Here is a 20,295-nt window from a genome sequence, read left to right as displayed (position 1 = left end):
TCGCGCCCGATATTCTACCCTCGTCTCAGAGGGTGCGCGCCTTAGCTTTCGTAGTCAATCGCGTGGCGCAGTTGTTTTTCGTATTCTAGTGCCTTACCGGTGCCCAAAGCCACACAATTCAGGCTTTCATCGGCAATCGAAACCGCCAGACCGGTCTGCTCGCGCAGAGCCAGATCCAAATCGCCCAGCAAGGCACCGCCGCCTGTTAGCATGACGCCACGGTCCACGATGTCTGCGGCCAGATCGGGCGGCGTAGTCTCCAAGGCGGTCATCACGGCTTCGCAAATCTGCTGGACGGGTTCGGATAGCGCTTCTGCGACCTGAGCCTGGCTGATCTCGATTTCCTTCGGCACGCCGTTCAATAAGTCACGGCCACGAATGTGCATGGACTGACCGCGCCCATCGTCGGGCATGCGGGCGGTTCCGATGGTGGTTTTGATCCGTTCTGCGGTGGATTCACCGACCAGCAGGTTCTGTTGGCGACGCAGATACGAAATGATGGCCTCGTCCATCCGGTCGCCCCCAACGCGAACCGAGCGGGCGTACACGATATCGCCCAGCGACAAGACCGCAACTTCGGTAGTACCGCCACCGATATCGACGACCATGTTCCCGGTCGGATCGGTGATGGGCATACCGGCGCCAATCGCAGCAGCGATAGGCTCAGCGATCAATCCCGCGCGGCGGGCACCAGCGGACAGAACCGACTGACGGATCGCGCGTTTTTCAACAGGCGTTGCGCCATGGGGGACGCAAACAATGATCTTGGGTTTCGAGAATGTAGACCGCTTGTGCACTTTGCGGATGAAGTGCTTGATCATTTCCTCGGCGGTGTCAAAGTCGGCAATGACCCCTTCACGCATCGGGCGGATGGCCTCGATCGAGCCAGGTGTGCGGCCCAGCATCAACTTGGCGTCTTCGCCTACGGCCAGAACTTTCTTCACACCATCCTTGACATGATATGCAACTACAGAAGGTTCAGAAAGGATCACACCGCGCCCTTTGACATATACCAGAGTGTTGGCCGTGCCGAGGTCGATTGCCATGTCCGCTGTGAACAGGCCGCCCAGATTGTCAAAGATCCCCATGTTTCCCCTGATCCTGTCTGTCAGATGTTTTCTACTGCCCGCGACTCGACGGTTCCGGGACGGATGACTTATAGGGTGCCAACTCGCCCGGTAAAAGGGCTGATTCTGCGGTAATCAGCACCTTTTCGCCTCATTGGTAGGGACTTTAGAAGGCAACATGCTCTCATATCAACACATTTACCACGCAGGAAATCTGGCCGATGTCCAAAAGCACACATTACTGGCATGGGCACTGTCCTACCTGACACAAAAAGACAAACCGCTGAGCTATGTTGAAACACATGCCGGGCGCGGCCTGTATCGTCTGGATTCTGACGAGGCGCTGAAGACCGGCGAGGCTGCGGCGGGTATCGAAAGGGTTCAGCGCGAAGACTGGTTCGAAGCAAACCATCCGCTTGCCCGCGCCATCTCTGCCATTCAGGCCCGATTTGGCGAGGCCTATTATCCAGGCTCTCCTGTGATCGCGGCCAATCTGCTTAGGCCGCAAGACAGTTTGCACGTTGCAGAGTTGCATCCGCAGGAGCACGCGGCCTTGGCGCGGGTTCTGACATCAGGAAATGCGAAGGTTTACAAACAAGACGGGTATGAGCTGGCGCAGTCTCTGCTGCCACCTACACCCCGTCGAGGGATGGTTTTAATTGACCCCAGCTATGAGATGAAGTCGGAATACGCCCGATTGCCAGGCATCATCAATAAGCTTCACCGTAAATGGAATGTTGGCGTAATTGCTCTGTGGTATCCGATTTTGACCGACAACCGGCATTTGCAAATGAGTGCTGAACTGGAAAAAATGCACTTGCCCAGAATTTTGCAGCACGAAGTAATGTTCTCAGCAGCGCGGCAGGGGCACAGTATGATCGGGTCCGGGATGTTTGTGGTCAATGCTCCGTTCGGGTTGGACGAAGAAGCGACCCGTTTGTCACGACTGTTTGAGAACCTCTGAACCAAACGCGGGTTTCCAAGGACCTCCCGCCTCGATCGCCCGCATCACACATGCCGTTAACCGAGTTGGGCCCGGCACCGCGCTATTGCACGGTGCCGGGCCTAAAGCCGATAAGCGGTTCGGCGCAGCCGAATTGCTGCGGGTGCGGGAGCGTTGCCCGCCGTTTTGTCAGGTCAGGTCTTTGTAGCTGATTTCGCGCGCGTCAGTGCCTGGGCCCGACTTCTCACGCCGCATGATGAGGCGGTTCAACGCATGTATATACGCTTTGGCCGAGGCCACAACGGTATCCGTGTCAGCAGATTGGCCGGTGGCGATCATGCCATCTTCTTCCAAACGCACCGAAACAGTCGCCTGCGCATCCGTTCCTTCGGTCACCGCATGCACTTGATAGAGCTGCAGATGAGCCTCGTTCGGATAGATTGCCTGAATTGCTTTGAAGGTCGCATCCACCGGGCCGTCGCCATGCTCGGTCGCGATGACATCCTTGCCGACCATCTCTAACTCGACGGTGGATTCAGCCTGTCCACCGGTGCCACAAGTGACTTTCATCGACACCAGCTGAAGGTAGTCATCAGCCTCGTCAAGGGTCATCAACGCGATCAGATCGTCGTCGAACACTTCTTTCTTGCGGTCGGCCAGATCCTTAAACCGGACAAAGATATCCTTGAGCTGGTTATCCCCAAGATCAAAGCCCAGCGTATTCAGCTTGTCGCGTAATGCGGCCCGACCCGAGTGCTTGCCCAAAGGCAGAGATGTGCCTGACAGGCCGATATCTTCAGGGCGCATGATCTCAAAATTCTCACGGTTCTTAAGCATCCCGTCCTGATGAATGCCGCTTTCATGGGCAAAGGCGTTCTTGCCCACGATCGCTTTGTTGAACTGCACGTTGAAGCCCGACACGGTCGCCACCCGGCGCGAGATGTGCATGATCTTGGTGGTATCGATGCCGGTGTTCCATGGCATGATGTCGTTGCGGGTGCGCAGTGCCATTACCACCTCTTCCAACGCAGTGTTGCCGGCACGTTCGCCCAGACCGTTGATCGTGCATTCGATCTGGCGCGCGCCACCGGCCACTGCTGCCAGCGAGTTGGCAGTCGCCATGCCAAGGTCATTGTGGCAATGAGTGGCAAACACAACCTCATCAGCGCCAGGAACCGTTTCGATCAGGCGCTTGATCAAATCGGCCGACTCCATCGGGGCTGTATAGCCCACTGTGTCAGGAATATTGATCGTTGTGGCACCTGCTTTGATCGCGATCTCGATGACTCGGCACAGGTAATCCCACTCGGTTCGTGTCGCGTCCATTGGCGACCACTGCACGTTTTCGCACAGGTTGCGGGCGTGGCTGACCGTATCGTGGATCTTTTGGGCCATTTCGTCCTGTGTCAGATTCGGAATGGCGCGGTGCAGCGGAGAGGTTCCGATGAACGTATGAATACGGTTCTTCTCGGCGTGTTTTACCGCGTCCCAGCAACGTTCGATATCGGCGAAGTTGGCGCGGGCAAGGCCGCAGATGCGGCTGTTCTTCGACCGTTCGGCAATCTCTGAAACGGCCTTGAAGTCACCTTCGGAGGCGATGGGAAACCCAGCTTCGATAATGTCGACGCCCATTTCATCCAGCAGCTCGGCAATCTCAAGCTTTTCGTCATGGGTCATCGTTGCGCCCGGGCTTTGCTCGCCGTCGCGCAAAGTGGTGTCAAAGATCAAGACGCGGTCTTGGTCGGTCACGTTTGTCATGGGGGTCACTTTCTATTCTGTCCTAATGCCTATGGCGCGCGGGCGTCCTCCTCTGAGCGGGCGCGCCGGATGGCACGCTCAGAGGCGGATTAGGATCAGTAGGCCACGCAGGTCGGCACCGCAAAACGCGGCGTCGGCAAAAGGGATATCTGCGCGGTTGATCATGGGGCAGAATGTATACAGAGCCCGCCGAGAATGAAAAGAACCAAATTACAACTGAACACTTTGGAAGTGCTTTCTTTTGCAATGGCATTGATTGGCCGGTGTTGACTGCTAGTTGGGCTGGTATGAAATCTGCACTTATCATCGGCGCGTCCGGCGGCATTGGCACGGCCATTTGTCACCAGCTTGAGGCGCAAGGCACTGCGGTGACCCGCTTGTCGCGGTCTTGCGACGGGTTTGACCTGACAGATCCAGACACGGCGGTGAAGATGTTGGATCAGCTGACAGGACCTTTCGATTTGGTCCTGGTTGCGTCGGGAGCGCTGGAGATCAACGGCGCTGTGCCTGAGAAATCCATGCGGGCGGTTTCGGCGCAGGCAATGATGGACCAATTCGCACTGAACGCAGTTGGGCCTGCCTTGGTACTCAGCCGGGCGCAGCGTTTGCTGCCACGCGATGAGCGCTCGGTGCTTGCGGTGCTTTCAGCCCGGGTCGGATCGATTGGCGACAATCAAATCGGGGGATGGGTCAGCTATCGTGCAGCTAAGGCTGCCGTGAATCAAATCGTCCACACGGCTGCTATCGAGCTAGTGCGGACGCATCAGCACGCTATCTGTGTGGCGTTGCATCCCGGGACTGTGAAAACGGTCTTTACGCAGAAATATCTTGGACGACATCCGGCGGTCGAAGCGGAAGACGCTGCGCGGAACCTTTTGGGCGTGATCGACACACTGACGCCTGCGGATACTGGCGGCTTCTTCGATTGGGCCGGGAAACGCATTCCCTGGTGATGATCTAACCGTCAGAAGGGGTTGCCGCGTCACGATCGTCTTCTGACGCAGCTTCCGGCTCGGTTGCAGGGGTGTTGGGTTCTGCTGAAGATTGGGTCGGGAGGACCCCGTTTTCCCAAACGCCGGTTTCTTCTTGCCCATTGGCGTAACGCATCGTTCCGCTGCCCTGTCGCTTGTTGTCAACAAAGTTGCCTTCGTACACGTCGCCGTTCGAATAGGTGGCTGTTCCGGCACCGGTTATTTTACCTTCGGACCAGTCGCCGGTATATCTAAAACCGTCAGGAGTAGCAATTTCGCCCTGACCGTGTCTCTGACCGTTCAAGAAGTCCCCGGTATAGACTGTGCCGTCAGAATAGGTCGCCTTACCTTTGCCCTGACGCGTGCCTTCGATCCAATCCCCGTCATAGGTCGACCCATTCGCTCGGGTCATAATTCCCTTGCCGTGGCTTTGGGCGTTTTTGAACTGGCCTTTGTAGATCACACCATTGGAATAGGTCGCTGTGCCTTGGCCTTCAATAACCCCGGCGATCCAGTCGCCGTCATAGGTTGATCCATCGGGATAGGTTATACGACCGTTTCCTTCGGCCAGATCTGCCCTGAAATCACCGACATAGACAGACCCGTCAGGATAGCTGACCTCTCCCAGGCCTTCGATCTGGCCCTGGTTCCAGTCACCAGTGTAGATGAAGCCGTCCGTTCCGGTGAAGGTTCCTTTGCCGTGGCGCAGGTCGTCTTCGAAATCGCCTTCATACACATCCCCGTCGGAATAGGTTGTCTTGCCTTTGCCTTGCCTCCGGCCGTTGACCAATTCGCCTTCGTATACGTCACCATTTGGCTGGGTCAGGCGTCCGGTGCCGTTGATCCTGTCCTGCTGCCAGGCGCCGGTGTACGCCATGCCATCAGGCATCGTCAGCGTACCCTGACCGACACGTTGCCCTGCCGCGACCTCGCCTTCGTAAACGCCGCCTTCGGGGTACGTGATCTTGCCCTTGCCTTGTTTGATACCGTCCACCCAATCGCCGTCATAGGCGTGACCATCGGAACTGGTCAGCACCCCCTGGCCATGATGGCGCGCATTTTGAAAGCCGCCTTCATACCGCATCCCGTTCGCATATTGGGCAACGCCAGAGCCATTGATGGCACCGTTGGCCCATTCGCCGTCATAAGTGCTGCCATCGGCATAGATGATCTTGCCTTGCCCTTCGGGCTGTCCTTTAGCGAACGTCCCTTCGTAGACCGAGCCATCCGGATAGCGCGTGACACCTTGCCCCTGAATTTCGCCCTCGACCCACTGGCCCGTGTATTCAAATCCGCTGGGCAGGCGATAGGTTCCGGTTCCGTGGCGCAGGCCATTCTGGAATGTACCTTCATAGACGCCGCCGACCTCGTCATCCTTAACGATGACTGTCCCGTCTTGCGCGAAAGCAGTGGTCGCCGCCAAAGTCAAAATCCCAGCGGCAATCGAGTTGCGGATCAGTTTCATTTTTGTTCCTGCCTGCCCAGTCATCACTGTGTGCTTCCTTTTGCGCAAAACTAGGGTACCGCCGAGGGCAGAGCAACGGCTTTTGCCGCATTGGCCTTTCACTCGCGGTGCGATCTGCTAAATGGCAATAGGACTGACGAGGACAAGAGGGCAGGATGGCTGACCGTTTCCGCATCACTCTAGCGCAGCTCAACCCTGTTGTAGGGGATATCGAGGGCAACGCGGCCAAGGCATTCTTGGCATGGGAACAGGCGCGCGCGGCGGGTGCCGATCTTGTCGCGCTGCCCGAGATGTTCATCACCGGGTACAACACCCAGGATCTGGTTATGAAGCCGGTGTTTCACCGGGCGGCGATGGACGCGATCGAAGCGTTGGCCAAGCGCTGTGCCGATGGGCCAACGATGGCGATTGGTGGGCCGTGGGTTGAAGATGACAGCCTGTACAATGCCTATCTGATCCTCAAGGGCGGGCGGGTTGCCAGCAAGGTGTTGAAGCATCATCTGCCGAATGAAACTGTGTTCGACGAGGTGCGGCTCTATGATGCCGGTCCACTTGGTGGGCCATATTCTGTGGGGAATTCCCGAATTGGCAGCCCAATCTGCGAAGATGGCTGGCACCCAGATGTAGCAGAAACCTTGGAAGAGACCGGGGCCGAGTTCCTGTTGATCCCCAACGGATCACCCTATTTTCGGGACAAGTATGATGTGCGGCTAAATCATATGGTTGCGCGTGTGGTCGAGACCGGATTGCCGGTAATCTACCTGAATATGGTGGGTGGGCAGGACGATCAGGTCTTTGATGGGGCGACATTTGGGATAAACCCGGGTGGTGCGCTTGCCTTCCGGATGCCGGTCTTTGACGAAGCCATAACAGAAGTAGATCTTGAACGCAGTGAAGAGGGCTGGCGGATCGTGCCGTCCGATATTGTGCCGCAACCGGACGCGTTGGAGCAAGACTACCGCGCGATGGTGCAGTCGCTACGGGACTACATGGGTAAGACCGGGTTCAAAAAGGCATTGCTTGGCCTTTCGGGTGGTGTCGATTCCGCCTTGGTCGCTGCAATTGCAGTGGATGCTATCGGGGCTGAAAACGTTCGCTGTGTGATGTTGCCATCCGAGTACACAAGCCAGGCGTCGCTGGACGATGCCGAGGTCGTCGCCAAGGCGCTGGGCGTGCAGTATGACTTTGTGCCGATCTCGAACAGTCGCGCAGCTGTGACCGAAACTTTGGCGCCTTTGTTTGCCGGCCATGACGCAGATATTACCGAGGAAAACATCCAGTCGCGCTTGCGCGGTTTGATGTTGATGGCGATCTCGAACAAGTTTGGCGAAATGTTGCTGACCACCGGGAATAAATCCGAGGTTGCGGTTGGGTATGCCACTATCTATGGCGATATGAATGGTGGCTACAATCCGATCAAGGACCTGTACAAGACCCGTGTGTTCGAAACCTGCCGCTGGCGCAACGGCCATCACCGTAACTGGATGAGGGGACCCGAGGGTGAGGTCATTCGTCCGTCGGTTATCGACAAGCCGCCAAGTGCGGAGCTGCGTGAAGACCAAAAAGACAGCGACAGCCTGCCGGACTATCCGGTTCTTGATGGAATTCTGGAAATTCTTGTTGATCAGGATGGTTCGGTCGCCGATTGCGTTGCCGCAGGTTTTGACAAAACCGATGCCCGTCGCGTCGAACATCTGATCTATATCAGTGAGTACAAGCGGTTTCAGTCAGCGCCCGGCACGCGACTGACCAGTCGCGCGTTTTGGTTGGACCGACGCTATCCGATCGTGAATCGCTGGCGTGATCGCAATTGAGGCACTTTTGTTTGTTTCGAATTTGAAGACAGTTCACCGATCAATCATCCAACTGTATCGGCAAGTGCCTGAAATTATGCCGATAAACAGGGTCCGAGGACTCGTAAGGCTTGTTTTGCCGACATGTTTCTGCCACATTTGTGCTTGAAATTTGCCCAATGTGGGGCGGATGCGACGCATTCCTGTTGAGTTCTCAGGGTTCTGACAAACGGTTTTTGTTCGAGTGTGACGCATCCGGTGTTGGTTGTCTGAGTTAATGGTTTGGTGGTAAAATGCACGAGGAATATGATCAGTCTCTTCACTCGCCTTTGAGATGGCGGACGATGGAATCTCCGGCCCAAGAGCTGGATGAGGACAAGCTGGACGCGGACATCGCTGATCTTATTGGCGCTCAAATGTCCGAAGAAGAGAAGTCTGAAGCGTTGGTTCGTCCGGAATTTCCCTCTCTCATACCGCAGGAAGATGTAGCGGCGCACGACGCCGAGAAGGCAACCGGGTTGTCTGGGACGCTACGTCAGAAATGGGCTGAGCTGTCTGGCGCTGCGTAAAAAGCGCTGACTGAGACTGGTACCAGTCGCCGTATTGCGGCGATCAAAGAGGTCAAATCACTATAAACACTGTTGGGCTCTGGTCGTTTGGCCGAGAAGAAATGTCCCTGCGCTTATTTGCGCAGGGATTCATTTGACTGAAATCCGACCGATCACGACTTTAGAACCGGTTCTGGCCTGGCGTTTCAGCGGGCACTAGCCCATCATCTGATAACTGACGGGCACGAAGCGGAACCCGTCGCCGCGGCTTTCTACATAACCAGCAGCTGGGAATGGCATGTGATAGCCGATCATGGGCACCTTGTCGGCTGCGAGCAGGCCCAGAACACTGCGCCGTGACTCTGTGGCTGCCGCTTTGTCCATATCAAAACGGACCTCCCACTCCGGATGGGCAAAAGACCAGACGTAGTGGTTGGCCAAATCTGCGATCAGGATAAGGCGCTGACCGTTGCTTTCCAGATGATACACCATGTGACCTGGTGTGTGTCCAAACGCGGCCATTGCGGTGACACCAGAAACCACATCGCCGCCATCTTCGATGAACGTCATCTTTTCAGCCAGCGGAGTCACCTTTGCTGCAACCAGATCGCCTACACGGTTGCCTGCCTCCTGAGCGGCCCAGAAATCATATTCGGATGCTGCGGTGATGTAACGGGCGTTTGGGAAGGTCGGCGCGTCATCAGTGGTCATGCCGCCGATATGGTCGGGATGCATATGGGTCAGGACCACAATGTCGATCTGATCCGGGGTGACACCTGCATCCGCCAGCGCAGCTTGTATGCCACCCTGTCCAAGTCCGGTGTCGAACAAAACCATCTCGGCGCCGGTGTTGACCAGTGTCGGTGTAAAGAAGAACTGAGCCACGTCAGGCGAGATGAAATTGTCCGCTGACACTTTGGCAAAGTCTTCGTCCGACGCGCCACCACCGAAAATCTCCTGAGCGCCGTCGCGTGGGAGGCTACCATCCAAAAGTGTTGTGACGGTGAAATCGCCCATTTGGAAGGACTTTGCGATTGTTGAGTTTGCTTTGCTGTCGGATCCTGCGGCGAAAACAGGTGCCGCTGCGGATGCGAATGGTAAGGCTGCTGCGGCTCCCAACGCCGCTCGGCGTGTCAAATTTATAGTCATTTCTACTTCTCCCTGTCTGAGCACCATGGAAAGAATTAGGTCAGCGTAAGACCCTGACCACATTATACCCGCATTAGATGGGCTGTCTGGATGAACATTACGTGTTAAATTTTGTTCATGGTACAATCTCCGAACAAGACAATGCCAACGGATCAAAGCGTCGACAGCTTTCTGTCGGCCGTTCAACCACAAGCCAAAGCCGAGGATGCGCAAGTACTGGATGCGCTGTTCCGCAAAACGACCGGGTTTGAGCCGGTCTTGTGGGGCCCGTCAATCGTTGGGTATGGCCGATATCACTATAGATATAAATCCGGGCGCGAGGGGGTGCATCTCGCCACTGGGTTCTCTCCGCGCAAGGCTGCGCATTCCATCTATATCATGCCGGGCTATGCCGACTTCAATCATATTCTGTCGAGGTTGGGAAAGCACAAACACGGCAAGTCATGCATGTATGTAAACAAGCTGGCAGATATCGATCTTGACGTCCTGTCCGAGCTGATCCGGGCCGGGTTGGAGGATTTGGCGCAGAAGTGGTCGGTTGAGCCGACCTGACGGCTTCGGCTGGACAAAACCATGTCCATGTGACAAGAGCCGCGCCAACAGGAGACTCCCATGACCACCACCCGTTTTGCCCCGTCACCCACCGGTTACATCCATGTGGGCAACCTGCGCACCGCCCTGATGAATTACCTGATCGCCAGAAAGGCAGGTGGTACATTCATCCTGCGCATCGACGACACCGATCCAGAGCGGTCGAAAGAAGAATATGTCGATGCCATCAAGCAGGACATGGAATGGTTGGGCTTGCACTGGGATCGGGTCGAGCGTCAGTCGGAACGTCTGGACCGTTATGCAGAAGCCGCTGACAAGCTGCGCAAGATGGGTCGCTTCTACGAGGCGTTTGAGACGCCCACCGAACTGGACCTGAAGCGCAAGAAGCAGCTGAACATGGGTAAGCCGCCGGTTTACGATCGCGCCGCTCTGAACCTGTCGGACGCCGAAAAAGAGTCGCTGCGGGCCGAGCGTGGCAATGGCGTGTGGCGCTTCAAACTGGATCACGAACGGATCGAATGGAATGACGGCATTCTGGGCGACATCTCGATCGATGCCGCGTCGGTGTCCGATCCGGTTCTGATCCGCGGGGACGGTCAGGTTCTCTATACGATTGCTTCGGTGGTGGATGATACCGAAATGGGCGTGACGGATGTGGTGCGCGGCTCGGACCATGTGACCAACACGGCGACACAGATTCAGATCATCAAGGCACTTGGCGGACAATGCCCGCGCTTTGCCCACCACTCGCTGCTGACCGGTCCGCAGGGTGAGGCGTTGTCGAAACGGCTAGGCACGCTGGCTTTGCGTGACCTGCGCGAACGGGGTGTGCAGCCGATGGCTTTGTTGACTCTGATGGCGCGTCTGGGCTCGTCCGATCCAGTCGAGCTGCGGTCCGATATGGCTGAATTGATCGACGGGTTCGACGTCGCACGATTTGGATCGGCACCAACCAAATTCGACGTTCAAGACCTTTTCCCGCTGACCGCAAAGCACCTGCAGTCGCTACCGTTATCCGACGTTAAGGACGCCGTTGCCGGCGCTGGTGTTCCTGCAGATCTGGCTGAGCCGTTTTGGGCAATGGCACGCGAGAACATCACCACTCTGAGCGACCTCAAGGGCTGGTGGGAGTTATGCCGGGACGGTGCAGAACCTATGATCGCCGATGAGGACAGAGACTTTATCGCCGAAGCCATAGCGCTTTTGCCCGAAGGGCCTTTCGATGGTGACACCTGGGCTGTTTGGACCCAAGCGGTGAAAGAAGCGACTGGGCGCAAAGGCAAGAGCTTGTTCATGCCGTTACGCAAAGCGTTGACCGGCATGGAACGAGGCCCAGAGATGGCGACTTTATTACCGTTGCTGCAGGTGATCCGGGCGCGCGGGTAAGCTTAGATTAAACCGTAGAATTGAACATTAAGCCGGGCTGCAAAGCCCGGTCTTTTTTAGTTTATGCGGGTTGCACTATCTTTGCGGAAACGCGCTGTAGTCGGCTGTCTACAAAATCGGTTTCGACGCGTTTCAGCTGTTGATGGCGCGGGTAGCGTGGCTCGGCACGGTCGTTCAAGACCGGGGCTTCCCATCCGTCCGTCGTGGCAAAGAACCGGTCAGCGCCGTCCGAACCAAAAGCGCGCAGATATCCTTGTACGACGACGTCAATATAGCTCAGCAACAGCGGATGATGGTTTGGTGCATCGTTTTCACGATCTCTTGGTACCGCGTAGACAGCGATGTCAACATCGCGTGTCAGCGGGTGCGATATGGACTGCGTTGCCGGAACACGGTCATAGGCCCATTCGCGTTCATCCAAAGCCGCCCAGTCATCGCCCGGGACATGGGCAATCATGCCATCGATCTCGGAAGCCGCATCTGGGATCGCGGTCAGGAAAGCCACTGGACGCAGGTCAGTATGGCGCCATACACGCCGCCAACCCTTCAGTGTTGCAGGCCGGGGATCCGGAAAATCATGCGTGGCCAGGTTCACGAGGCTGCCGTAGCCAAAGAAATAGGGGTCAGCCATTTGGGTGGCGTCCTTTCAGAAGATTGATGTATGTCAAACCGCTTTTTTACCGAACATGCAATGTTGCTGCATCAAGAATGTAGGGAGGCCAATATGCGGATTACCAAACGGACGAATATAGCTGTACGTCTGCTGATGTATTGTGCAGCGCATCTGGACCGGCTGGTGACGAAAGCCGAGATTGCCGAAGCGTGCAACATCTCGGAAAATCATCTGGCACAGGTGATCAATCAATTGAGCCAATTGGACTATCTGAGCACGCAACGCGGTCGCAAAGGCGGAATGTCACTGGCGCGCCCAGCGGACGAGATCCGTATCGGTGCGGTTTTTCGGGACGTCGAAGGATCTTTGCCGATTGTCGAGTGCTTTGCCGATGCGGACAACACCTGCCCATTGACTGACGCGTGTCGTCTGCGCGTGGCGCTGCAGGATGCTGCTGAGGTGTTTTATGCTTCGTTAGATGATATCACGTTGGACGCGTTGGTGTGTAACAATGACCCCTTGCTGAGAATTCTGCAGCCAGTTGCTTGCGGACGCTGACATCAATCGCTGGCACGTAGGATGCGAGCGGGCCGCACGGACAGGGGACGCAGCGCAAACGCAAGACCTGCACCCAGAGTGACGATAATCCCCGCGAACACGATGCCCAAAGCCGATGACCAAATGATCGAGAAACTTGTGTCGAAAATGTAAGTGGCAACGGCCCAGCCACCTAGGATGCCAGTGAGTAAGGCGACGCAGCCGGCCGCTGCCCCTAGGAGGATGGCGCGCAGGGCAAAGCTAAACAGAATCCTGGGCCGGTCAGCACCAAGCGTTTTCAGAACAGCGGCTTCATATCTTCGCGCGGGCTCCCCTGCTGCTGCGGCTCCGATCAGAACCAGGAAACCTGTAAGCAATGAAACACCAGCTCCGTACGAGGTCGCAGCGGCCAGCCCGGCCAACAGACCGGACACGCGATCAATTGCATCCCTGACCCGAATGGCCGTGATGTTGGGATATTGGTCTGCCAGGTCTCGCAATATTGCGGCTTCAGCCTGTTCCTCGGCATACACTGTCGCAATGAAGCTGTGGGGTGCGCCTGCCAGTGCGGACGGGTTCGTCGACATAATGAACCCCATACCTGCGGTCGAAAAATCAACCTCGCGGAACGAGGTCAGTTCGGCTATGATATCGCGCCCCAGAATGTTGATTGTCAGTTTGTCCCCAAGCTTCAATCCCATTTCTTCGCCTTCTTCAGCGGCAAAGCTGACTTGCGGCGTGCCGGAATAGTCTTCGGACCACCATTCGCCGGCGGTGATCCGTGCGTTCTCGGGTGGTTGATTGGAATAGGTGAGACCACGATCGCCCTCTACCACCCAGTGATCTCCGGCCACTTCTCGTGCAGGGCGTCCGTTGATCTGTGAAAGGATGCCGCGCAGCATTGGCGCACTTTCGATACGGCTAACATCCGGGTCGTTTTCAAGGCGCTCGTTAAATCCTGGCATTTGATCCTTTTGGATGTCGACGAAGAAATACGAGGGCGCGACATCCGGGAGGTTTCCCGAAATGGCATTGCGTAAGGTGCCATCGATTTGCCCCACCGCTGCGAGAACTGATAGGCCGAGACCCAACGACAGAACAACGGAACCTGCGCCTTCTCGCGGGTCGGAAATCGCGGATAACGCCCAGCGAAGGGCCGGCCGACCACGCGCCAAGGGCGCCCCGGTGCGCGCTATCCAGCGGATCGCGAACGCGGACAGAGACAGTAACAGCAGAGCGCCTACCAGACCGCCGCTGGTCCAAAGTGTGAGCCATGTGGACCCGCTGAACCAGGACGCGGAGGCGATCAGCAGGGCGAGACCCAGCGCAGTTGCCAGCACGTAGATGGCCCGCGGAAGACGGTTGGCGGATGTCAAAGCATCGCGAAACAGCGTGGCGGCCCGCACTTCTTCGGTGCGCGCGAGGGGCCAGAGTGTGAACAAAAACGCCGTTAAGAACCCATACAAGGCAGCTTCGGCCAGGGGTTGCGGATAAAGTGAAAAGACGGCGGGAATGGGCAGGCGGCTTTCGATAACAGGCGCCATCAACAAGGGTGCCAACCCGCCCAGAGACACACCAATCGCGATGCCGATCCCAGACAACAAACCGATCTGGATCATGTAGGTTTGGAAAATAGTTGCCCGGTCGGCCCCCAATGTGCGCAAAGTGGCGATTGTTTCGGTCTTCTGGGACAGATAGGCCCGGACAGCTGCAGAAACGCCGATGCCGCCAACGGCCAGCCCCGACAGTCCGACCAACACCAGAAACGAACTGAGCCGCGCGACGAATTCGGAAATGCCCGGCGCACCGTTGCGCGCATCGGTCCATCGCATACCAGTGCCGTCAAATATCTGGTCAGCTTCAATTGAGAGATCCGCCAAGGCGATATCAGACGGCAGATCCAGTCGGTATTTTGTCGAAAACAAAGTGCCGGGCTCTAGCAGGCCCGAGGTACGTAGGTCTTCAGTGCGCACCAGTGTTCTTGGACCCAATCCAAAGCCATCTGCTGCACCGTCCGGTTCCGTCTCTAACGAAGCCATGAGCACAAAATCCTGCGTGCCCAACGCGAAAAGGTCCCCGACCGAAAGGCCGAGGCGATCTATCAGTGCCGGATCCATGACTGCGCCCGGTAGCTCAGCGGAGCCATCCAATGCTGTTACCAACGGGATGTCAGGTTTTAACAACACAGATCCCAGCAAAGGATAGGCATCATCTACGGATTTTACCTGTGTCAGCGCTCGCTCAGGTCCTGCATCGCGTGGTGCGACCGCCATGGAACGGAAATCGACAACCTCGGAAACCTCTTGTGCAGACTGGTCCATCCAGGCGCGTTCTTCGTCGTTGGCAAAACGGTAGGTGAATTCCAGCTGGGCATCGCCGCCGAGCAGTGCCGCCCCTTCTTGCGTCAGACCCGCCTGAATTGCGTGTCGAACCGAACCGACGGCCGCAATCGCAGCAACACCGAGGGCCAGACAGGCCAGAAAGATGCGAAAACCACGCAGGCCGCCTCGTAGCTCGCGTCGGGCTAGTCGCCCGGCCAGCCGCATGCTCATTCCGCTGCCTCTTGCTTGGCCTTCTCTTCGACTCTGCCGTCTCTCAATCGAACAACGCGGTCACATCTTTCGGCCAGCGTATGGCTATGTGTAACCAGCACCAAGGTGGCCCCATGTTTGTCGCGCAGCCCGAACAGGAGATCGACGATGGCAGCACCATTTGTTTCGTCAAGGTTTCCAGTGGGTTCATCGGCCAAAAGGATTTGTGGACGCGGGGCGGATGCCCGCGCCAATGCAACGCGCTGCTGCTCGCCACCCGAAAGTTGGGCGGGGTAGTGATCGCGCCGATGCGACAGTCCTACGGCTTCCAACTCGGCCTCGGCGCGGGCGAATGCATCGCTGTGGCCCGCCAGTTCCAGCGGGGTAGCCACATTTTCCAGTGCCGTCATGGTAGGGATCAGGTGGAAGTTTTGGAACACCACACCCATGGAGTCGCGCCGAAACCGGGCCAATGTATCTTCGTCCATGCCAGTCAGATCTTGACCCAAAGCAATCACGCTGCCGCCGGTGGCTTGTTCTAATCCGCCCATCAGCATCAGCAACGAGGATTTGCCGGAACCAGACGGTCCGACCAATCCAAGTGTTTCGCCCTGTACAACAGACAAGCTAACGTCATGCAGAATATTCACGCGACCGGCATTGCCTTCCAGCGACAATGCGGCATTTTGGAGTTCAAGAACTGATGTTGCCATGGGTCTTTCCAAAGGGGAGCAATTATTTGGGATATGGAGCAGTTATAGAATTGCGCAAGGCTTTGATGTCCGGGCTGTTTATGTGCTGCGGTTTTATGGCCACAGCCGAGCCTGTTGTGATCGCCGCTTTAGGAGATTCCCTGACGCAAGGCTATGGGCTGATTGAGGAGGATGGATTTGTCCCTCAACTCGAACGTTGGCTGCAAGAGCAGGGCGCAGAGGTCCGTGTGATCAACGCTGGCGTATCGGGCGACACGACGGCGGGGGGCGCGTCGCGTGTTGAATGGACACTGACACCCGATGTGGACGGGATGATCGTCGCGCTGGGTGGCAATGATCTGTTGCGGGGCATCGACCCAGAGGTGTCACGAGGCAATCTCGAAACCATTTTGAAGGTGGCGCAGGCTGAGGATGTTGGAGTTTTGCTGGTTGGGATGCAGGCGCCAGGAAACTACGGTGCCGAGTATAAGCAAAGTTTTGATGCCATGTATCCGGAGTTGGCGCAGGCATATCAAACCCAATACGCGAACAGCTTTTTTGACGGCTTGGCCGCGGACGGAGATCCGAGCGCGGTTGGTCAGTTCATGCAGGCGGACGGCATTCACCCCAATGCCAAAGGGGTCTCTCGGATTGTCGAAACGCTTGGGCCCTTCGTATTGGATCTTGCCAACGAGGTTGCCAAACAGGAGTGAGCAATGCCCGGGCGGTTTTTTCTGATACGGCCAATGACCGAGATCGCGACGGTTCTGGGTGTTTCGAATACAGCCCCGGGCCAGTCAGCCCGTAATAACATTCAGCCGGGGCAGGAAATGGTTGTGCTGACCACCCGCGGGTTGGTGTCCATGCGGTGGGGCATGATCCCGGTGGGGCGTGTCAACGCTCGCGGACGACCAGTCATGGAAACCATCATCAACGCGCGGTCAGAAACTGTATTTGACAAAGCCGCGTTCGAAGGGGTCGGTCGGGCAGTTGTCCCGGTGGATGGCTGGTATGAGTGGACCGGAGAAAAGCGCCTAAAAACGGCGTGGCGCATTGCTTCAAAGGATGGGGCACCGTTGTTTTTTGCCGCGATCACTGATCGGTGGCAGGCGCCCGGTGGCCTGCATGTTGACCAATTCGCGGCTGTGACATGCGAACCAAATGCCGATTTAGAGCCGATCCACCACCGAATGGGCGTGTTACTGGATTTGGCAGGGGTGCAGCTATGGCTTTCCGCGCCCGAAGAGCAAGCTAAGGAATTGGCGCAACCCTGGCCAAATGGATTGCTGCACATCGAGCAGGCAACAGATGTGGATTGGACCGCACCCTGACGATGCGGTCAGACGACAGTGACAACCGTTCCGATGGGAACCCTGTTGTATAGATCGACGACATGCTCGTTCAGCATCCGAATGCATCCGTTGGACGCAGCCCGTCCGATTGTCTGCGGCTGAGTTGTTCCGTGAATGCGAAAATAGGTATCGACCCCGTTTTGGAACAAATACAATGCCCGGGCGCCCAAAGGGTTGCCATTGCCTCCGGGCTGAACATAGTCGTTGTCCTTGAATTTCGCGTAAGCGACCGGGTCGCGTTCGATCATTTCATTCGTAGGTCGCCAGGTTGGCCATTCTTTTTTTACATCGATTGTGGCCATGCCGGTGAATTCCAGCCCGGCTTTGCCGACGCCGCACCCATAACGGATCGCCTTACGGGGTTCTGTCACGAAATAAAGATAAAACGAGCGTGGAACGACCAGTAGCTGACCGGGCAGGAACTGCTTTTTGACCCGGACAAATTGCGGTGCCGGGTCATATTCCACCGCTTTTTTCGCCACAGCGAGGCCAGGTATTAAGCTGGCGGCGGCCGTTGACGCAAGAAATACGCGACGCGTGAACATGATGGTCCTCACAAAATTGCCAAATAAATCATTGCCGTAGTTTGAGAATGATAGCCTATCTGGTCAATTGCAGGGCAAGGATAACCGAAAAGTGATGTATTCCGCGGGCCACACTGACGGCCGCGAGGAGTTATGTCTCCGAAGAAAAAGGGCGAGGAAAAACCTCACCCTTTCAAAAGCTTAGACAAGCTGGATGTCGTCGGCGCTTTCGCGACCGTCACGACCAGCGCGCAGCTCGTATGTGACTTTCTGGTTGTCGGCGAGACCGGTAAGGCCCGAACGTTCGACGGACGAGATGTGCACAAACACGTCTTTGCCACCATCTTCAGGTGCGATAAAGCCGAAGCCTTTTGTGGTATTGAACCATTTTACGGTGCCTGTAGGCATTCCGAAATCTCCTATAAGTGCTACCCACGGTGTTGCGGCAGCCCGGCGTCGTTGTCTGTATCGATAGACTGAGCGCCGGAATCGGAGACAGTAGGTCGAATAGAAAAACGTAAGCGCCCTTGATATGGCATTGAGAACTGCGTGTGACAAGGTAATTTGTGCGGTTTGTACAAGGGTTTGAGGGCCAATCGTTGGTTTTGCACAAGAATCCGCCGACGCAATCTGCCGTGAATCTAAGTGTCATAAAGATACTGAATTGCGACAGTTTGAGGCTGTGGATTGCAATTCAGACGACGGTTTTGCGAGCTATGGATCGTGCGTCATGCCAGGATCAGTTTTTGTATCTGCAGAGAACGAGGATACGATAGCGAGGTCTTTTTCAATCGACATGTTGGAGGAACTCTTATGCCCGTCCCGCAGATTGTAACCGTCATCGGATATTTTTTGGTACCTGCCGCGAATGCCGCTGCCTTTCGCAAGAACTGTGCCGAGATGATTGACCTGCGAAAGAAAGAGACCGGCCATTTGGCCTCCGCCTATAGTTTCGGGGCCGATGGCACGGCGGTGTCCCGTGAGGACTACGACAGCGCTCATGCGGTGATCCGGCATATGGAGGTGGGCAGCCACATCTTTGAAAGCACGCAGGCACTGGTGGAGACCACCGGGGTCGAGTTGAATGGACCCGAGGCCGAGCTTGAGAAGCTGCGCGATCTGTTCGGCGGGATGTCTCCGCGGGTTTATGTGACGGAGTTTGGGTTTCGGGGGTAGAAACGCGCTTTCCACTTTTTTTGGATCTGGTGCGAGTTTGGCGCGAAAGGCCCAGTGCTAAGCTAGATCTGCTGCTCCATTTGTTGCTTCAGTAGATTGCGGGCGTATTTGATGCGCTCGGCACTGTTGCGAACATACGCTTGGTAACGGAATCGCAGCAATTGCCGGAGCCCTGCGATTATGGCGACATAGGCGAAAACCCCGAACCAAAGGCCTTCGATAGAAATATCACCTGCCACCATGCCTATTGTCAGGACGACAACGGAAAACAGGAAATAGTAGTAAAGTATGATCAACGTCCAGCCGAAAGGCGTGCGGGGAACGGGCAAGAAAACCGCGCGCCTGATTGGTTTGAGCCTGCCCCATTCGATTGGTGTACCCGCACTTGCGCCCAGAACCTCCTCATCATGTCCACCAGCCCCAAATTCGGCGACCAGTTCAGCGGAAATGTCGTTCAACTGGGCGGATAGGTTGGTCCGGATTTCGGGCGAAAGATTGGAATTATCCATCAGGCCGTTGACGATTATCAGCCGTTTTTCCTGTGCTTCCAATCGTCTGATCTTGCCTGAAATCCCAAGCCTTTCGCCGACAAAGGCGACCAGACCTGCGGCAAGCGGACCAAAAAACGCGATCGCCAAAAAATCTCGGGTCGTCTCATTATTGAGCCAGTTCAAAAGAGTTGCAGTGTCTTCCATGTCGCACCGAACTTGTGTTGAAATCTGAATATCAAATGCAGACAAGATACCACTTTTGGCTAATAAAACATAGCGCTTGGACTGTAAGGAGAGGATAGCGGCGGTAGGGCAGTACACTAGGAACAAGCACGATTACCGCAATCACAAGCATATTGTTGGCGGTGAGCGCTATCCCACCGCAGGTGGCGAAACGTCCAGTGGGCGTTTCGAGGTGCGAACGCGCGGATCCCCGGTCAAGCATGGGTTGGCCAAGCACTCGACCGATTGGTTGCATTCGGAGAGCTGAAGCACAGGGAATTCCACCCATTGTATGAAGTGTAGGGTTGAACGGAAATTGGGACTAATACGAGCGAGCATCAATCCTGCGATTCGATATCTGCGTTTATGGTCTCGTCGATTCTTAGAATTACACGATCACCCCAAAAGGTAATTTTGCTTACCGAGCCCAATTCCAACTCGTACCAGCATTCTTTCTGTTTGATGCCGGGAGCATCGAACGCAATTCCTCGCAAACTTATACGATTTCGGCTACGCTTGACAGTT

General features: G+C 56.2%; 20 protein-coding genes. 10 read left to right on the top strand and 10 right to left on the bottom strand.

What is annotated here, in order from left to right; genetic code table 11:
• Positions 1 to 41: 41 nt before the first annotated feature.
• The gene (locus ACR0BU_RS14565) at positions 42 to 1,088 is read right to left on the bottom strand and encodes a rod shape-determining protein (RefSeq protein WP_005978801.1); all 1,047 of its coding nucleotides are present in this window, start codon (positions 1,086 to 1,088) and stop codon (positions 42 to 44) included.
• 157 nt (positions 1,089 to 1,245) lie between these two features.
• Here ACR0BU_RS14565 and ACR0BU_RS14560 point away from each other — a divergent pair, with 157 nt between their 5' ends.
• Positions 1,246 to 2,031 carry a 23S rRNA (adenine(2030)-N(6))-methyltransferase RlmJ gene (locus ACR0BU_RS14560; RefSeq protein ID WP_480736395.1) on the top strand — a complete coding sequence of 262 codons (786 nt, stop codon included), beginning with the start codon at positions 1,246 to 1,248 and terminating at the stop codon, positions 2,029 to 2,031.
• Between the two features lie 168 nt (positions 2,032 to 2,199).
• Here ACR0BU_RS14560 and ACR0BU_RS14555 read toward each other — a convergent pair whose 3' ends face one another.
• A complete protein-coding gene (locus tag ACR0BU_RS14555; RefSeq protein WP_299888706.1) occupies positions 2,200 to 3,768 on the bottom strand; it encodes a 2-isopropylmalate synthase in 1,569 nt (522 codons plus the stop codon).
• Between the two features lie 287 nt (positions 3,769 to 4,055).
• Between ACR0BU_RS14555 and ACR0BU_RS14550 the strand changes: the two genes are divergently transcribed.
• Positions 4,056 to 4,721: an SDR family NAD(P)-dependent oxidoreductase gene (locus ACR0BU_RS14550; protein ID WP_480736394.1), complete on the top strand. Its 666-nt coding sequence runs from the start codon at positions 4,056 to 4,058 to the stop codon at positions 4,719 to 4,721.
• Between the two features lie 4 nt (positions 4,722 to 4,725).
• Here ACR0BU_RS14550 and ACR0BU_RS14545 read toward each other — a convergent pair whose 3' ends face one another.
• Positions 4,726 to 6,204, bottom strand: a complete 1,479-nt coding sequence (locus ACR0BU_RS14545; RefSeq protein WP_299080847.1) for an MORN repeat-containing protein — start codon at positions 6,202 to 6,204, stop codon at positions 4,726 to 4,728.
• Positions 6,205 to 6,359: 155 nt separating this feature from the next.
• Between ACR0BU_RS14545 and ACR0BU_RS14540 the strand changes: the two genes are divergently transcribed.
• Positions 6,360 to 8,018 (top strand): NAD+ synthase, encoded by a 1,659-nt coding sequence (locus ACR0BU_RS14540; protein WP_480736392.1) that lies wholly within the window; start codon positions 6,360 to 6,362, stop codon positions 8,016 to 8,018.
• 323 nt (positions 8,019 to 8,341) lie between these two features.
• A complete protein-coding gene (locus tag ACR0BU_RS14535) occupies positions 8,342 to 8,566 on the top strand; it encodes a hypothetical protein (protein WP_480755750.1) in 225 nt (74 codons plus the stop codon).
• A gap of 195 nt (positions 8,567 to 8,761) precedes the next feature.
• On the opposite strand, the gene ACR0BU_RS14530 is transcribed toward ACR0BU_RS14535, so the two are convergent.
• Positions 8,762 to 9,694 (bottom strand): MBL fold metallo-hydrolase, encoded by a 933-nt coding sequence (locus tag ACR0BU_RS14530; protein WP_480736389.1) that lies wholly within the window; start codon positions 9,692 to 9,694, stop codon positions 8,762 to 8,764.
• 141 nt (positions 9,695 to 9,835) lie between these two features.
• Between ACR0BU_RS14530 and ACR0BU_RS14525 the strand changes: the two genes are divergently transcribed.
• Positions 9,836 to 10,246, top strand: coding sequence for a DUF1801 domain-containing protein (locus tag ACR0BU_RS14525; RefSeq protein ID WP_480736387.1), 411 nt, complete (start codon positions 9,836 to 9,838; stop codon positions 10,244 to 10,246).
• A gap of 60 nt (positions 10,247 to 10,306) precedes the next feature.
• Positions 10,307 to 11,632: a glutamate--tRNA ligase gene (gene gltX / locus ACR0BU_RS14520; RefSeq protein WP_480736386.1), complete on the top strand. Its 1,326-nt coding sequence runs from the start codon at positions 10,307 to 10,309 to the stop codon at positions 11,630 to 11,632.
• A 61-nt stretch (positions 11,633 to 11,693) separates the two neighbouring features.
• Here gltX and ACR0BU_RS14515 read toward each other — a convergent pair whose 3' ends face one another.
• A complete protein-coding gene (locus tag ACR0BU_RS14515) occupies positions 11,694 to 12,263 on the bottom strand; it encodes a gamma-glutamylcyclotransferase family protein (RefSeq protein WP_480736384.1) in 570 nt (189 codons plus the stop codon).
• 93 nt (positions 12,264 to 12,356) lie between these two features.
• Between ACR0BU_RS14515 and ACR0BU_RS14510 the strand changes: the two genes are divergently transcribed.
• The gene (locus ACR0BU_RS14510) at positions 12,357 to 12,803 is read left to right on the top strand and encodes an RrF2 family transcriptional regulator (RefSeq protein ID WP_298935250.1); all 447 of its coding nucleotides are present in this window, start codon (positions 12,357 to 12,359) and stop codon (positions 12,801 to 12,803) included.
• A 2-nt stretch (positions 12,804 to 12,805) separates the two neighbouring features.
• On the opposite strand, the gene ACR0BU_RS14505 is transcribed toward ACR0BU_RS14510, so the two are convergent.
• Positions 12,806 to 15,334 (bottom strand): ABC transporter permease, encoded by a 2,529-nt coding sequence (locus ACR0BU_RS14505; RefSeq protein ID WP_480736382.1) that lies wholly within the window; start codon positions 15,332 to 15,334, stop codon positions 12,806 to 12,808.
• Entirely contained in the window at positions 15,331 to 16,026 is a 696-nt protein-coding gene (locus tag ACR0BU_RS14500) for an ABC transporter ATP-binding protein (RefSeq protein WP_298935248.1), read from the bottom strand. The genes ACR0BU_RS14505 and ACR0BU_RS14500 overlap by 4 nt, the downstream gene beginning before the upstream one ends.
• 65 nt (positions 16,027 to 16,091) lie before the next feature.
• On the opposite strand from ACR0BU_RS14500, the gene ACR0BU_RS14495 reads away from it, so the two are divergent.
• On the top strand, positions 16,092 to 16,718 hold the full coding sequence (locus ACR0BU_RS14495; RefSeq protein WP_480736668.1) for an arylesterase: 627 nt from the start codon (positions 16,092 to 16,094) through the stop codon (positions 16,716 to 16,718).
• Positions 16,719 to 16,721: 3 nt separating this feature from the next.
• Positions 16,722 to 17,336, top strand: coding sequence for an SOS response-associated peptidase (locus ACR0BU_RS14490; RefSeq protein WP_480736380.1), 615 nt, complete (start codon positions 16,722 to 16,724; stop codon positions 17,334 to 17,336).
• Positions 17,337 to 17,344: 8 nt separating this feature from the next.
• On the opposite strand, the gene ACR0BU_RS14485 is transcribed toward ACR0BU_RS14490, so the two are convergent.
• Complete coding sequence (locus ACR0BU_RS14485; protein ID WP_480736378.1) at positions 17,345 to 17,902, bottom strand: L,D-transpeptidase; 558 nt, start codon at positions 17,900 to 17,902, stop codon at positions 17,345 to 17,347.
• Between the two features lie 180 nt (positions 17,903 to 18,082).
• The gene (locus ACR0BU_RS14480; RefSeq protein WP_298935245.1) at positions 18,083 to 18,289 is read right to left on the bottom strand and encodes a cold-shock protein; all 207 of its coding nucleotides are present in this window, start codon (positions 18,287 to 18,289) and stop codon (positions 18,083 to 18,085) included.
• A gap of 405 nt (positions 18,290 to 18,694) precedes the next feature.
• On the opposite strand from ACR0BU_RS14480, the gene ACR0BU_RS14475 reads away from it, so the two are divergent.
• Positions 18,695 to 19,057: a hypothetical protein gene (locus ACR0BU_RS14475; RefSeq protein ID WP_480736377.1), complete on the top strand. Its 363-nt coding sequence runs from the start codon at positions 18,695 to 18,697 to the stop codon at positions 19,055 to 19,057.
• A gap of 62 nt (positions 19,058 to 19,119) precedes the next feature.
• On the opposite strand, the gene ACR0BU_RS14470 is transcribed toward ACR0BU_RS14475, so the two are convergent.
• Positions 19,120 to 19,752 carry a hypothetical protein gene (locus ACR0BU_RS14470; RefSeq protein WP_480736376.1) on the bottom strand — a complete coding sequence of 211 codons (633 nt, stop codon included), beginning with the start codon at positions 19,750 to 19,752 and terminating at the stop codon, positions 19,120 to 19,122.
• Between the last annotated feature and the right edge of the window lie 543 nt (positions 19,753 to 20,295).

It is taken from the genome of Ruegeria sp. CK2 (assembly GCF_056536585.1).
The sequence above is the reverse complement of the archived record's forward strand: the minus strand, read 5'-3'. Positions and strand labels throughout refer to the sequence as shown.